Raw genomic sequence first — 12,790 nt, 5'->3', positions numbered from 1 at the left:
CCATACCCGGTCGGCCGCCAGGGGTGGCGTCGGGCACGGGCCGTCGGCCGCGCGACGGCCCGTGCCCGCGGGAGGCCGGCGCCCCGCTACTGCTCGGGGCCGGGCCTGACCTCCGACTCCTCGTGCTGGCGGGCGATGTCCAGGTGGGCCTTGCCGATGATGTCGATGACCTCGTCGGGGTCGTCCACCGCCTGGACCAGCTCCATGTCCTCCTCCTTGATCAGCCCGTTCTCCATGAGGCTGCCGCGGATCCAGTCCCGCATCCCGCCCCAGAACTCCGTGCCGACCAGCACGATGGGGAACCGGGTGACCTTCCTGGTCTGCACGAGGGTGGCCGCCTCGAAGAGCTCGTCCAGGGTTCCGAACCCGCCGGGCAGCACCACGAAGGCCTGCGAGTACTTGACGAACATCGTCTTGCGCACGAAGAAGTACCGGAAGGTCATGCCCATGTCGATGTAGTCGTTGAGCGTCTGCTCGAAGGGCAGCTCGATGCCCAGGCCCACGGACAGCCCGCCCGCCTCCTGGGCGCCCTTGTTGGCGGCCTCCATCATGCCGGGACCGCCCCCGGTGATGGTCGCGTACCCGGCCCGCGCGAGCTTGGCGCCCACCTCGACGCCCAGGTCGTAGTAGCGGTCCCCGGGCCGGATCCTGGCCGAGCCGAACACGCTCACCGCCGAGGGCAGCTCCGACAGTAGGCCGAAACCCTCCACGAACTCCGACTGGATGCGCAGCACCCGCCAGGGGTCGGTGTGCACCCAGTCCGTGGGCCCCCGCTGGTCCAGGAGGCGCTGGTCTGTGGTGGTGTTGGGGATGGAGGTGCCCCGGTAGGTGAGGGGGCCCGCCCGTCGTACCTGCTCGTGTGCTTCCGTCATGCCGTACAAGCTATCCGTGCAGAACCCGCTCACACCTGAACCACACGTGTCCCAGCGGTGGCCGGAAACGGCCGATCCGCCGTGAAAGACCCGGTCGGACCGCCCTGCGGCCCGGTGGGAGCCTCAGCGCTCGCCGGTGAGCCAGGCGACCATGCGCTCCTCGGCCTCGTGGATCCGGGCGAGCTCGGCGTACTCGTCCCTGGTGTGGGCCAGCAGGGGGTCCCCGGGTCCGTAGTTGACGGCGGGGACGCCCAGCTCGGAGAAGCGGGACACGTCGGTCCAGCCGAGCTTGGCCCGGGCCCTCCCCTCCCCCACGGCGGCGACGAACGCGGCTGCCGCCGGGTCGTCCAGCCCCGGGCGGGCCGGGGCGGCGGCGTCCACCACCCGCACCTCGAACCCGGCGAAGACCTCGCGCAGGTGCGCCTCGGCGTCGGCCACCGACAGGTCGGGGGCGAAGCGGTAGTTGACCTTGACCACGCACTCGTCGGGGATGACGTTGCCCGCCACGCCGCCCTCGATGAACACGGCGTTGAGGCCCTCGTGGAAGCGCAGGCCCTCGACCTCGGGTTCGCGCGGGGTGTAAGCGCGCAGGACGTCCAGGATCGCCCCGGCGCCGTGGATGGCGTTCTCCCCCATCCAGGAGCGGGCGCTGTGCGCCCGCCTGCCCCGGGCTGTGACCTCCACCCGCATGGTGCCCTGGCAGCCGCCCTCGATGACGCCGTCGGTCGGCTCCATGAGGATCGCGAAGTCCCCGGCCAGCCACTCGGGGTGGTTGCGGGCCAGGCGCAGCAGGCCGTTGCGGGAGGCGTCGACCTCCTCGTTGTCGTAGAACACGTAGGTGAGGTCGTGCACGGGCTCGGTGACCAGCGCCGCCAGCCGCAGCTGGACCGCGACCCCGGCCTTCATGTCGGAGGTGCCGCACCCGTAGAGGCGTCCGTCGGCGACGCGGGAGGGGACGTTGTCGACGATGGGGACGGTGTCGATGTGGCCGGAGATGACCACGCGGCGCGGACGGCCGAGGTCGGTGCGGGCGACGACGGCGTCGCCGTCGCGGGTGACCGTGAGGTGGTCCAGGCCCGACAGGGCGTCCTCGATCGCGTCGGCGAGGACCTTCTCGTCGCCGCTCTCGGAGCGGATGTCCACGAGGGAGGCGGTCAGGGCCGCGGCGTCCGAGGTCAGGTCCAGCATGTGTCGCCTCGCTTCGGGAAGTCGGTGGATCGCGCAGACCACCCTAGTGCCGCGGCCGGAGGCGTCCGCCCCGGCGCCGGCGGCCGACCGGCTACGGCCGCCGGGGCCCGTGGTCAGCCGCGGGCGCGGAGCCGGAGGCGGCGGATCGGCGGGGCGCCGCGGGGTCCCGGCCCCCGAACGCGCCGGGGCGCCCCCCTTCGCGCGGAGGGGGGCGCCCCGGTGGTGTAGCGGGGCCGGGTCAGGCGTTGACGCCGTGCTCGCGGAGCAGGTCGTTCAGCGCGAGCTTGTCGTGCTCCTGGCCCTCGGCCAGGCGCTTGAGCACCAGCAGGACCGGCATGCCGAAGTCGCCGCCGGGGAAGCTCTTGACGCGGTTGGCGGTGACGCACACCGACCAGGCCGGGGCCTCGCCGCGCGCGAGCTCCTCGCCGGTCTCGGCGTCGAACACGCGGGTGGAGGAGGTCAGGATGGTGCCCGCCCCGAGCTTGGCGCCCCGGCGCACGCGCGCGCCCTCGACGACCATGCTGCGGGAGCCGAGGAAGGCCTCGTCCTCGATGACGACCGGGGAGGCCTGCGGGGGCTCCAGGACGCCGCCGACGCCGACGCCGCCGGACAGGTGGACGTTCTCGCCCACCTGGGCGCAGGAGCCGACCGTGGCCCAGGTGTCCACCATCGTGCCGGAGCCGACGTAGGCGCCGATGTTGGTGAAGGACGGCATGAGGACGACGCCGGGGGCGAGGTAGGAGCCCCAGCGGGCGATCGCTCCCGCGACGACGCGGACGCCGTCGAAGCGGGTCTTGAGCGGCATGCGGTCGTGGTGGTAGAAGTCGCCGACCTGCGACTCCTTCATGTCCAGGACCTTGAAGCCGAGCAGGATGGAGCGCTTGGCGCGCTCGTCGACGACGACCTCGTCGGTGGAGGGGTCGACGAAGGCCACGCGGGCCTTGCCCTCGTCGATCTGGTCGATCGCGCCGGTGATGACCTCACGCGCCTCGGTGTGGGCGGGGGTGAGTTCGGTGCGCCGCTCCCAGAGTTCGTCGATCTGGTCGGGCAGTGGGCTGGAGTACGAGCTGGTCATGTGCACACACGTTAGCCGCTCGCGGCGGGTGCGCGGGCACCGCCGTCCGGGATGTACCGATCGCCGCCGTACGGGCGCTCTGTCGCTTCACGCCGAGCCGACTACACTGCGGTCATGGCGCCGCGTGCGCACCCCGCGCGGCCCGGGGGAGCCCTCTCTCCCCGGCAGCGCGCTCCTTCTGTCGCCGACCCTTGGTTCGCCTGTGCCCAGTAAGCGCCGTAGGCTCTCCGCCTTCGCCAAGATCCTGATCGCCCTGGTCCTCGTGTGCGGTTCGCTCGTCGCCGGGGCCTACTACGTGCTGACCACGTTCGAACCGCTCGACACCACTCCCCCGCCCGAACCGGGCTGCCGCCTGGACATGGCCGACGACACGTACGCGATGGACCCCCGCCAGGCGGTGAGCGCGGCGACCGTCGGCGGTGTGGCCTTCAGCCGGGACCTGCCCCCCGAGGCGGTGACCATCGCCTACGCCACGGTGTGGCAGGAGTCGGCCTTCTACAACCTGGAGTACGGCGACCGGGACTCCCTGGGCCTGTTCCAGCAGCGGCCCTCCCAGGAGTGGGGCGACCCGCAGGACATCCTCGACCCGGTCTACGCCAGCGGCGCGTTCTACGACGAGCTGGTGGAGGTGAACGGCTGGGACACCATCCCGGTCTTCGAGGCGGCCCAGGCCGTGCAGCACAGCGCGGACGGCTACGCCTACGACCAGCACGAGCAGCTGTCCGCGCGGATGGCCGACGTGTTCACCGGAGCCCTCGGGCCCGCCATGACCTGCTGGTACGACGCCGAGACGGTGGAGTCGCTGCGGTCGGGCCAGGCGGACGTGGTCGGCGCCGAGGAGGAGATGGCCAGGGTGTTCGGCACCGATCCGTCATCCCTGCCGCTGGACGGGGAGCAGGAGCCGCGGACCGGCGACCTCGGCTGGGCGATGGCCCTGTGGGCGGTGGCCCACGCCGAGGAGTACGGGCTGACCTCGGTGTCCTACGGCGACCAGCGCTGGAGCGTCTCGGACGGGGTGGACGGCGCCGAGGCCTGGACCGGGATCCAGGACGCCGACACCGCCGGGAGCCTCGTCCTGCGGTAGGGGGCCTCCGGCGGACGCGCCCGGGCGGGCCCCGGGGCCGCGCTGACCGCCCCGGAGGCGCGGAAGCCGCCGGGCCGGGGGCGTCAGGCCAGGCGCTTGGCCGCGGCCTCCACGCGCTCGTCGGTGGCGGTGAACGCCACCCGCACGTGGCCGGCCCCGGCGGGGCCGTAGAAGTCGCCCGGGGCGACCAGGACGCCGCGTTCGGCGAGGTGGGCGACCGCGCCCCAGGCGTCGTGGTCGGGGTGGCTGGCCCACAGGTAGAGCCCGGCCTCGGAGTGCTCGATCCGCCAGCCCGCCCCTTCGAAGGCCTCGCGGAGCCGGGCGCGCCGGAAGCGGTAGCGCTCCTTCTGCTCGGCGGCGTGCGCGTCGTCGTCCAGGGCGGCGCCCATGGCGGCCTGGACCGGCGCGGGGACGATCATCCCGGCGTGCTTGCGCACCGCCAGCAGCTCCTCGACCAGTGCGGGGTCCCCTGCGACGAAGGCCGCGCGGTACCCGGCGAGGTTGGAGCGCTTGGAGAGCGAGTGCACGGCCAGGAGGTTGTCGTGGGAGCCGCCGCACACGTCCGGGTGCAGGATGGACACCGGCTCGGTGCCGTCCCAGCCCAGATCCAGGTAGCACTCGTCGGAGGCGACGACGGCGCCGCGCTGGCGGGCCCACTCCACGACCTTGCGCAGGTGCGGAACGCCCAGCACCCGGCCGGTCGGGTTGCTCGGGGAGTTGACCCACACCAGGCCCGCCGGGGCCGGACCGAGGGAGGTGAGGCCGTCGGAGGCCACCGGGGTGGCGCCCGCGATCCGCGCGCCGATGTCGTAGGTGGGGTAGGCCAGCTCGGGGTGCACGACCGTGTCGCCCGGCCCCAGCCCCAGGAGGGTGGGCAGCCAGGCCACGAGCTCCTTGGAGCCCACGGTGGGAAGGACCGCGCCCTCGGCCACGCGCACGCCGTGGCGGCGCTCCAGCCAGCCCCGGACGGAGGCGCGCAGCTCAGGCGTGCCCCAGGTCGCCGGGTACCCGGGCGCGTCGGCGGCGTCGGCGACGGCCTTGCGCAGGAGGGGCGGCACCGGGTCGACCGGGGTGCCCACGGACAGGTCGGCGATGCCGTCGGGGTGCTCCGCGGCCCTGTGCTTGTACGGCGCCAGCCGGTCCCACGGGAAGGTCGGAAGCCGGTCCGCCACGGGTCGCCGTTCGGCCATCGGTGCACACTCCATCCGGTTCGGGGTCGCCACAGGAATCGCGCCGGTCCCGCCACGCGGGACCGGCGCGACACGTCGCCTCTGGGGCGCGCACCCTCTGCGCCGGGTGGGCGCGCGCGGTTCACGGCCGCCGGGACGCGCCCGGCGCCGCCGTGCTACTCCGCCTGCGGGGGCAGCTTGGCCACGAGCGGGTGGTCCCGGTCGATCTTGCCGACCTTGGAGGCGCCGCCCGGGGAGCCCAGGTCGTCGAAGAAGTCGACGTTGGCCTTGTAGAAGTCGGACCACTGCTCGGGCAGGTCGTCCTCGTAGTAGATGGCCTCCACCGGGCAGACCGGCTCACACGCACCGCAGTCAACGCACTCGTCCGGGTGGATATAGAGCATGCGCTCGCCCTCGTAGATGCAGTCCACGGGGCACTCGTCAATGCACGCCTTGTCCAGCACATCAACACAGGGCTGCGCGATGACGTAGGTCACGTCGTACTCCTTGTCTCACCCCCGCTTTCCCACGGGGGAGGGCGGGGACCTTTCAGAGGCTCGGGGCGGGGGAGGCGTGCGGGCGCTCCGCCCCGCTCTCGGGCTCTGCAAGCGATTGGCACAGATGTCGTACTCCTAGTATGGCGCTCAGGAACACGCAGCGCACAATCGGGGGGCACTTCCATGCACATCAGGGGACGTCTCGTGCACCGGATCACCCCGCGGGACACCGGCCGCCGTGTCTCTCTGCGAATCCGCCTCCCCGAGGGCGGGTTCACCGATATCGTCGGTGTCGTGGAGTCGTGGGACGACGGTGTCCTCACCGTGCGCCGACGCGACGGTTCCGCGGTGGAGGTCGCCGAGGCGACCGTCGCCGCGAGCCGTGTCGTTCCCCCCGTTCCCCCCCGCCGTCGCGGCGGGCGCCCTCCGCAGGCGCCCTGAACACCCACCGCGCCCCGACCCACGCACAGGCGCCGCCCGCCCGGCGGTCGGCGCGCATGTCACGCCTGAACAGAGGCATTCTTCTCCCCCGCGCGGGGTAGAAGACGCACAGTCCCGAACAGGCCCCCAGCCAGCGCTCGGGACCCACGACGAAGCATCGCGCCCCCCGGCGGCACATCCACGCGGAACGGGCGCCCGGTACGCGGGGAGGTGGTGAGCGCCCACATGCGTGAAGCAGTAGCGTCCGCCCTCGCCGAGCTGGCCCGGCGGGACGGGCGGGCGGCCGACGTGGCCCGGTCGGCGTTGGAGACGCTGGCCCCCGGCCAGGAGATCGAGCGGCTCAACCAGCACGCCGTCCAGCGGTTCTGCTGGTTCGAGCTCCCGGTCCGCTACCAGGACTCCACCGACGACCAGCTGTTCGCCGTGCGCTCCCTGGGCACCCTCTTCAGCCTCCTCCAGCTGTACCGGTACTCGCAGATCTGCTCGTCCACCGAGACCGCCGCGCTGCTCGCCGTCTACGCCGAGGACCACGCCGCCGGGCTCGCCATGTACGAACGGCTCATGTGGGAGTCGGGGGTGGAACCGCCCGACCTGCCCGAACTCACCTGGGGCACGGCGGTGGGCGACGCCGAGCTCCGGGCCCGCCACGAGACCGCCTCCGCCCTGGAACTGGCGATCTCCCTGCACGACGTGCGCCCGGGCAAGCGCGGCTGGCGCCCGGCGCAGGAGCGGTTCACCCGCGCGTTCCTCACCCAGCCGGACAACCGCGGGCTCAGCCACCTGGACCGGATCCGCGAGGAGCGCGTGCGCGCCTGGCTGGGCTCGTCGGCGCACCCGCACCGCCAGCGCCTGTGGCCGCTCGTGGGGCAGATCATCGCGGGCGCGGACGTGCCGCGCGCCGCGGACTCTGCGATGGCCCCGCTCCAGCGGCTGCTGGACCTGGCGGCGGACGGCATCGCGCTCACCCAGATCGGCTACATCGCGCCGGCGGTGGTGCGGCAGATGTGCGAGGACTTCGGCTGGCGGACCACGCCCGAGCCGCCGCGCAGCGAGACCGACGCCACCCACCTGATCGCGCTGCACCAGGCGCTGCGCGGCATGCGGGCGGTGCGCCGGTCGGCGCGGCGCCTGGTGCTGACCCGGCGCGGCCGCCAGCTGCGCGAGGACCCCGAGGCGCTGTGGCGTTCGGCCGCCGAGGCGCTGTGCCGCGTCGGGGGGCTGGAGCAGGCCGCCGCCGAGACGCTGCTCGGGATCCTGTTGGCGCGCACCCCCCAGGGCACCGGCTCGCACGCGCGCCGCGGCGAGTCGGACGTGGCGGCGGCCGAGCGGGCGCTGACCGAGTCCGGGTGGGTGCCGGTGGAGCCCCCGGTGGCCGCCGGTCGGCACGCGGCCTCGCACCGGCGGACCGCGGAGACCGCCTCGGACCAGGTGCGCGCCGTGGTGATGGCGGTGGGCTGGCTGCTGGAGGCCCTGGGGCTGCTCACCGACGACGACGGCTCCGGGCACCGGGAGCTCACGCCCTCGGGCCGGGCCTTCGCGATCGCCTGCCTGCACCAGTCCGCGGTGGCGCCCCGCGCCGTGGTCTAGGAGGGTGCGGGCCGGTGCCAGGCACCCGCTGCGCGGGGGTACCGGACAGGGCCTAACCTGGAGCGGGAACCAGCCGCGAGCAGCAGGAGCACCATGCCCACGCCCGATCCGCAGAAGGCGGAGACGACCAACGCGCCCGAGTCCGCCGGGGCGGTCGGCCCCGACCCGTGGGAGCAGATGCCCGAGGACGCCCTCAACCGGCCCGGCCTCGGGCAGGACCGGCCCGACACCGCCGCCCCCGGGAGGGTCGTGGAGGACGCCGGTGCGCCCGCGGACGAGAGGGCCGACGGCGGGGACGCGGAGTCCGGCGGGGCGCCCGGGGAGGCGCCCGCTCAGGGCTGGGCCGACTTCCTGCCCAGCCCGGTGTTCGTCCTGCTGCTGGGCCTGACCGGGTTCGCGGGCTGGCTGTCCTGGCGGGCCGTGGAGCTGGACTGGGCCGCCGAGGGCACCACCGTCACCCCGCTCATCCCACCGCTGCTCATCCTGCTCGGCTGGATCGTCTCGCTGGCCGTGCACGAGTTCGCGCACGCGCTCGCCGCCTACCTGTCGGGTGACCGCTCGCTGCGCGGCAGCGCCTACCTGCGGCTGAACCCGTTCGCCTACCGCCACGCCTTCGCGGGCCTGGTGCTGTCCTCGGCCTACCTGTGCCTGGGCCCCTTCGGCATGACCGGGCCGCCCGCCCAGGTGGACTGGGAGCGGATCCCGTCCCGGGGCCGCCGCGTCCTGGTGGCGCTCGCCGGACCCCTGGCCAGCCTCCTGCTGGCCGCCGCGCTGGCCGCCGCCGTGTCGGTCCTGGTGCCCCCGGGCAACGACACCACCAACTGGGCGATCTCGGCGATGGCGTTCCTGTGCTTCGCCAACCTGACCGCCGCCCTGGTCAACCTGCTGCCGGTGCCGGGCCTGGACGGCTTCGAGGTGCTGGCCGCGCTGACCCGCGCCTCCTGGGTCCCGGCCGCGCGGGCCAACGCGCTGTTCGGCTCGGTGGCCGTGTTCGCCGTCCTGTGGTTCCCCGGCCTCAACGACGCGCTCGTCGAGCTGGTCTACGGCCTGTTCGGCCTGGTCCTGCCCAACCCGGTGTTCCCCGGGATCGTCTTCTACGGCGAGCTGCTGCTCCAGTTCTGGGCCTGACCGGCGGGCTCCGGGCGGGGAAGCGCCGAGGCGGGGAGGAACACCCGGCTGCGGATGACCGCGAGCACCAGCACCAGCATCGACCCGAACAGGTAGGCGTTGTGCATCAGGTGGTTGGTGAGCACCAGGTCACCGCCGGGGACGTAGCCGACCAGGGCGATGACCGAGGCCAGGAAACCCACCGCGAAGAACACCGCGGCGGAGGGGCGGCGGCTGCCCCACGCGCACAGACGGCACCCCGTGTACAGCAGGGCCAGGAAGACCAGCAGGGCGGCGACCGCCAGCGCCGGGACCGGCTGTCCCGCGCCCCAGTAGCGGGTCAGCCAGCCCGCGCCCGTGGTGGAGAGCAGCCCCGCCAGGACGCCGAGCGCCAGCACCACCACGAGGGTGGCCGCGGTCAGCAGAGGTGACAGTGCCGCGGAGGGGTCCTTCTCGGCCGGCGCGAGGGGCTCAGGAGTGCTCACAGGCAACGAGGTTAGACGCTTCCCCCACGACTCCCGTCAAAGCCCCGCGAAGAGGTCGGTCTCGTACTCGCCGGGGGCGGTGCGCGGGGCGGAGCCCACCAGCAGGGTGAAGTGCTCGACCGCGTCGATCTCCTGGGCGATGCCGTTGGACAGCGCGAACCGCTCGCCGTCCACGGTGATCTGCGTGGCGTGGGAGCGCATCGCCAGCGCCTTGGCCGCCCAGTGGTCGGTGGCGTCCACCCGGGTGGTCACCGCCGTGTCGGGGGTGCCCCGGGCGATGTCGGACACCCGGGTGGGCGGGGTGAAGGGGCCGGGTTCCTCCCGCAGCCGCGCGATGGACTCCTCGATGCGCGAGACGGGCTGGGCCACGGCGTAGAGCTTGCTCACCCGCCAGGGCGTGCCGGGCAGGGACCGCTCGGCGGCGCGCAGGAAGGCCCGGCGGGTGACCCGGTGCGCCTGGATGTGGTCGGGGTGGCCGTAGCCCCCGTACTCGTCGTAGCTGACCAGCACGTGCGGGCGCACCTCGCGGATGATCTCGGCCAGCCGCGTGGCGGCATCCTCCACGTCCGCGCCCCAGAAGGCGTCCGGGTGCTCGTTGGTGGGCGAGCCCATCATCCCCGAGTCCCGGTAGTGGCCGGGGCCGCCCAGGAAGCGGTGATCGCGTACGCCCAAGGCCAGGCAGGCCTTGTCGAGCTCACCGATCCGGTACTCGCCCAGAGTGTCCTCGCGGTCGGAGGCCAGGTGCGCCAGCTCGGGCGGGATGACCTCGCCCTCCTCGCCCAGCGTGCAGGTCACCAGGGTGACACCGGCCCCCTCCGCCGCGTACTTGGCCAGGGTGGCCCCGGTGACGATGCTCTCGTCGTCAGGGTGCGCGTGCACCATCATCAGTCGCCTGTCAGTCACCCGGTGAACGATACCGGCCGCGGCCGCGCGCCACCTCCCGGATCGGACATGCGGATCGGTCCCCTCCGTTCACGGCCCCGGCTCCCCCCGTCCACGGCCCCGGCTCCCGCACCCGCCCCGGTCGGACGCGACATGGGCCACAATCGCCCTATGAGCTTTCCTCGCCAACAGGCCCGTACCCAACGCTTCACGATCGGCGTCCCGCGCGCGTTCGAGATCTCGCCGGACGGAGGCCGCGTCGCCTTCCTCCGGGGACGCGACGGGGTGGACACCGCCACCTGCCTGTGGGTCCACGAGGCGGAGTCGGGGACCGCCACGGTGCTCGCCGACCCCCGGGCGCTGGGCGCCGACGACGAGAACCTGCCCCCCGAGGAGCGGGCCCGCCGCGAGCGGCTGCGCGAGAGCGGCGGCGGCATCGTGTCCTACTCGGTGGACGACGCGTTCACCCGGGCCGTGTTCACGCTGTCCGGGCGGCTGTTCTACGTCGACCTGGTCGGCGACGACACCGCGCCACGCGAGCTGCCCGCCGCCACCCCCGTCGTGGACCCGCGGATCAGCCCGGCGGGCGACCGCGTCGCCTACGTCAGCGGCGGCGCCGTCCGCGTCATCGAGGTCTCCGACGCCCGGCCCGGCCACGGCGACCGGGCGGTCGTCGAACCGGACGGCCCGAACGTCTCCTGGGGCCTGGCCGAACTCGTGGCCGCCGAGGAGATGGGGCGCTACCGGGGCTTCTGGTGGGCCCCGGACGGCTCCGCCCTGGCCGTCACCCGGGTGGACGAGTCGCAGGTCAACACCTGGTACGTCTCCGACCCCGGCCGCCCCGGACAGGAGCCCGCCGCGCTGCGCTACCCGCCCGCGGGCGGGACCAACGCCGACGTGAGCCTGGCGGTCCTCCCGGTGGGTTCGGGGAGCGGGGAGCGCCCCGAGCCCTCCTGGGTGGAGTGGGACCGCGACGGGCTGCCCTACCTGGCGACCGTGGGCTGGACGAGCGGCCCCGACGGGACGCCGACCCTGGTGTTCACCGCGCAGAGCCGCGACCAGCGCACCCTCACCCTGTTCAGCGCCGACCCGGCGACCGGCCTGGTCGCGCCGGTGCGCACCGAGTCCGACGACGTGTGGGTCGAGATCATGCCGGGGGTGCCCGCCTACACCAGGGCGGGCGACCTGGTGTGGATCGGCCGCGAGGCGGGCGGTGAGCGCCGCGTCTACGTGGGCGACGACCCGGTCAGCCCGGCCGACGTGTACGTGCGCGGCGTGGTGGACGTGGACGGCGACCGGATCCTGTACTCGGGTTCGCCCGCCGCGAGCCCGGGCGACGTGTCGCTGTGGCTGGTCGAGCTGGACACGGGCCTGTCCGCGCCGGTGGAGGTGCCCGGCCACGGGTGCTCGACCGCCACGGACGCGGGCGCGCACAGCGGTGTGCGCTCGGGGCGCCTGCGCGGCGACACCCTGGTGGTGCAGCACCGGTCGATGGACTTCGCGGGCGTGCGCACGCTGGTGCTGCGCGGGGCGAGCACCGAGACCCGCCGCGCCTGCACCGAGATCGAGAGCCTGGCCGAGGCGCCGGACCTGCCCGAGCCCCGGGTGGAGTTCTGGCGCGCGGGCGAGCGGGGGATCCCGGCCGCGCTGGTGCTGCCGTCCTGGTACCGGCCCGAGCAGCGCCCGCTGCCGGTGCTGGTGGCCCCCTACGGCGGCCCGCACGCGCAGCGGGTGCTGCACGCGCGCGGCGCCTACCTGACCTCCCAGTGGTACGCGGAGCAGGGGTTCGCGGTGCTCATCGCCGACGGCCGGGGCACCCCGGGGATCGGCGTGGAGTGGGAGCGGAGCGTGCACCTGGACCTGGCCGGGCCGGTCCTGGAGGACCAGGTGACGGCCCTGCGCGACGCGGCGGAGCGGTTCGGCTGCCTGGACCTGTCGCGCGTGGGCGTCCAGGGCTGGTCGTTCGGCGGGTACCTCGCGGCGCTGGCCGTGCTGCGCCGCCCGGACGTGTTCCACGCGGCCGTGGCGGGGGCGCCGGTGATCGACTGGGCGCTGTACGACACCCACTACACCGAGCGCTACCTGGGCACGCCCGAGGCCGAGCCGAAGGCCTACGAGCGCAGTTCCCTGCTGGAGGACGCGGCCGGGCTGGAACGGCCCCTGATGATGATCCACGGTCTGGCGGACGACAACGTGGCCTTCGCGCACACGCAGCGGATGTCGTCGGCGCTGATGGCGGCGGGCCGCCCGCACACGGTGCTGCCGCTGTCGGGGGTGACGCACTCCCCCTCGGACCCGACCGTGGCGGAGAACCTCATGCTGTTGCAGGTGCGGTTCCTCAAGGACAACCTCCGGGGCGAGTGACCCGCTCCCGCGACCGGTGCCGTGCGCGGTGGACCGCGC

The 12,790-nt window shown here is 74.1% G+C and carries 12 protein-coding genes; 5 read left to right on the top strand and 7 right to left on the bottom strand.

The features are described from left to right. Positions 1-86 precede the first annotated feature (86 nt). The 3 genes from FYW95_RS14820 to FYW95_RS14810 all read right to left on the bottom strand — a co-directional run bounded on the left by FYW95_RS14820 (position 87) and on the right by FYW95_RS14810 (position 3,135). A complete protein-coding gene (locus FYW95_RS14820) occupies positions 87-872 on the bottom strand; it encodes an LOG family protein (RefSeq protein ID WP_159940360.1) in 786 nt (261 codons plus the stop codon). 123 nt (positions 873-995) lie between these two features. Further along, positions 996-2,060, bottom strand: a complete 1,065-nt coding sequence (dapE, locus tag FYW95_RS14815; protein WP_159940358.1) for a succinyl-diaminopimelate desuccinylase — start codon at positions 2,058-2,060, stop codon at positions 996-998. A 238-nt stretch (positions 2,061-2,298) separates the two neighbouring features. Continuing rightward, a complete protein-coding gene (locus FYW95_RS14810; RefSeq protein ID WP_159940356.1) occupies positions 2,299-3,135 on the bottom strand; it encodes a 2,3,4,5-tetrahydropyridine-2,6-dicarboxylate N-succinyltransferase in 837 nt (278 codons plus the stop codon). Positions 3,136-3,337: 202 nt separating this feature from the next. On the opposite strand from FYW95_RS14810, the gene FYW95_RS14805 reads away from it, so the two are divergent. After that, positions 3,338-4,219: a hypothetical protein gene (locus FYW95_RS14805; protein WP_159945574.1), complete on the top strand. Its 882-nt coding sequence runs from the start codon at positions 3,338-3,340 to the stop codon at positions 4,217-4,219. An 83-nt stretch (positions 4,220-4,302) separates the two neighbouring features. On the opposite strand, the gene dapC is transcribed toward FYW95_RS14805, so the two are convergent. After that, positions 4,303-5,409: a succinyldiaminopimelate transaminase gene (gene dapC, locus FYW95_RS14800; protein WP_159945575.1), complete on the bottom strand. Its 1,107-nt coding sequence runs from the start codon at positions 5,407-5,409 to the stop codon at positions 4,303-4,305. A gap of 155 nt (positions 5,410-5,564) precedes the next feature. Further along, positions 5,565-5,885: a ferredoxin gene (fdxA, locus tag FYW95_RS14795; protein WP_159945576.1), complete on the bottom strand. Its 321-nt coding sequence runs from the start codon at positions 5,883-5,885 to the stop codon at positions 5,565-5,567. A 183-nt stretch (positions 5,886-6,068) separates the two neighbouring features. Here fdxA and FYW95_RS28230 point away from each other — a divergent pair, with 183 nt between their 5' ends. From FYW95_RS28230 to FYW95_RS14780, 3 genes are all read left to right on the top strand, one after another. Then, the gene (locus FYW95_RS28230) at positions 6,069-6,326 is read left to right on the top strand and encodes a putative acetyltransferase (protein WP_159945577.1); all 258 of its coding nucleotides are present in this window, start codon (positions 6,069-6,071) and stop codon (positions 6,324-6,326) included. Positions 6,327-6,551: 225 nt separating this feature from the next. Further along, a complete protein-coding gene (locus FYW95_RS14785; protein ID WP_159945578.1) occupies positions 6,552-7,913 on the top strand; it encodes a hypothetical protein in 1,362 nt (453 codons plus the stop codon). A 93-nt stretch (positions 7,914-8,006) separates the two neighbouring features. After that, positions 8,007-9,041, top strand: a complete 1,035-nt coding sequence (locus FYW95_RS14780) for a site-2 protease family protein (protein ID WP_159945579.1) — start codon at positions 8,007-8,009, stop codon at positions 9,039-9,041. Here the strand turns inward: FYW95_RS14780 and FYW95_RS14775 are convergent. Both FYW95_RS14775 and mshB read right to left on the bottom strand, forming a co-directional pair. After that, positions 9,008-9,505, bottom strand: coding sequence for a hypothetical protein (locus FYW95_RS14775; RefSeq protein WP_201294875.1), 498 nt, complete (start codon positions 9,503-9,505; stop codon positions 9,008-9,010). The two genes, FYW95_RS14780 and FYW95_RS14775, sit on opposite strands and share 34 nt — an antisense overlap. Positions 9,506-9,541: 36 nt before the next feature. Further along, positions 9,542-10,408: an N-acetyl-1-D-myo-inositol-2-amino-2-deoxy-alpha-D-glucopyranoside deacetylase gene (gene mshB / locus FYW95_RS14770; protein WP_201294874.1), complete on the bottom strand. Its 867-nt coding sequence runs from the start codon at positions 10,406-10,408 to the stop codon at positions 9,542-9,544. A 150-nt stretch (positions 10,409-10,558) separates the two neighbouring features. Between mshB and FYW95_RS14765 the strand changes: the two genes are divergently transcribed. Then, a complete protein-coding gene (locus tag FYW95_RS14765) occupies positions 10,559-12,751 on the top strand; it encodes a S9 family peptidase (protein ID WP_160050427.1) in 2,193 nt (730 codons plus the stop codon). The last annotated feature ends 39 nt before the right edge of the window (positions 12,752-12,790 follow it).

It is taken from the genome of Nocardiopsis sp. FR4 (assembly GCF_009830945.1).
In the GTDB taxonomy this organism is placed as follows: Bacteria; Actinomycetota; Actinomycetes; order Streptosporangiales; family Streptosporangiaceae; genus Nocardiopsis.
The sequence above is the reverse complement of the archived record's forward strand: the minus strand, read 5'-3'. Positions and strand labels throughout refer to the sequence as shown.

Coding starts and splice junctions, on each gene's coding strand:
- FYW95_RS14780 (WP_159945579.1), top strand. CDS start 8,007: ATGCCCACGCCCGATCCGCAGAAGGCGGAGACGACCAACGCGCCCGAG.
- dapC (WP_159945575.1), bottom strand. CDS start 5,409: ATGGCCGAACGGCGACCCGTGGCGGACCGGCTTCCGACCTTCCCGTGG.
- FYW95_RS14820 (WP_159940360.1), bottom strand. CDS start 872: ATGACGGAAGCACACGAGCAGGTACGACGGGCGGGCCCCCTCACCTAC.
- FYW95_RS14785 (WP_159945578.1), top strand. CDS start 6,552: ATGCGTGAAGCAGTAGCGTCCGCCCTCGCCGAGCTGGCCCGGCGGGAC.
- dapE (WP_159940358.1), bottom strand. CDS start 2,060: ATGCTGGACCTGACCTCGGACGCCGCGGCCCTGACCGCCTCCCTCGTG.
- FYW95_RS14765 (WP_160050427.1), top strand. CDS start 10,559: ATGAGCTTTCCTCGCCAACAGGCCCGTACCCAACGCTTCACGATCGGC.
- FYW95_RS14810 (WP_159940356.1), bottom strand. CDS start 3,135: ATGACCAGCTCGTACTCCAGCCCACTGCCCGACCAGATCGACGAACTC.
- FYW95_RS28230 (WP_159945577.1), top strand. CDS start 6,069: ATGCACATCAGGGGACGTCTCGTGCACCGGATCACCCCGCGGGACACC.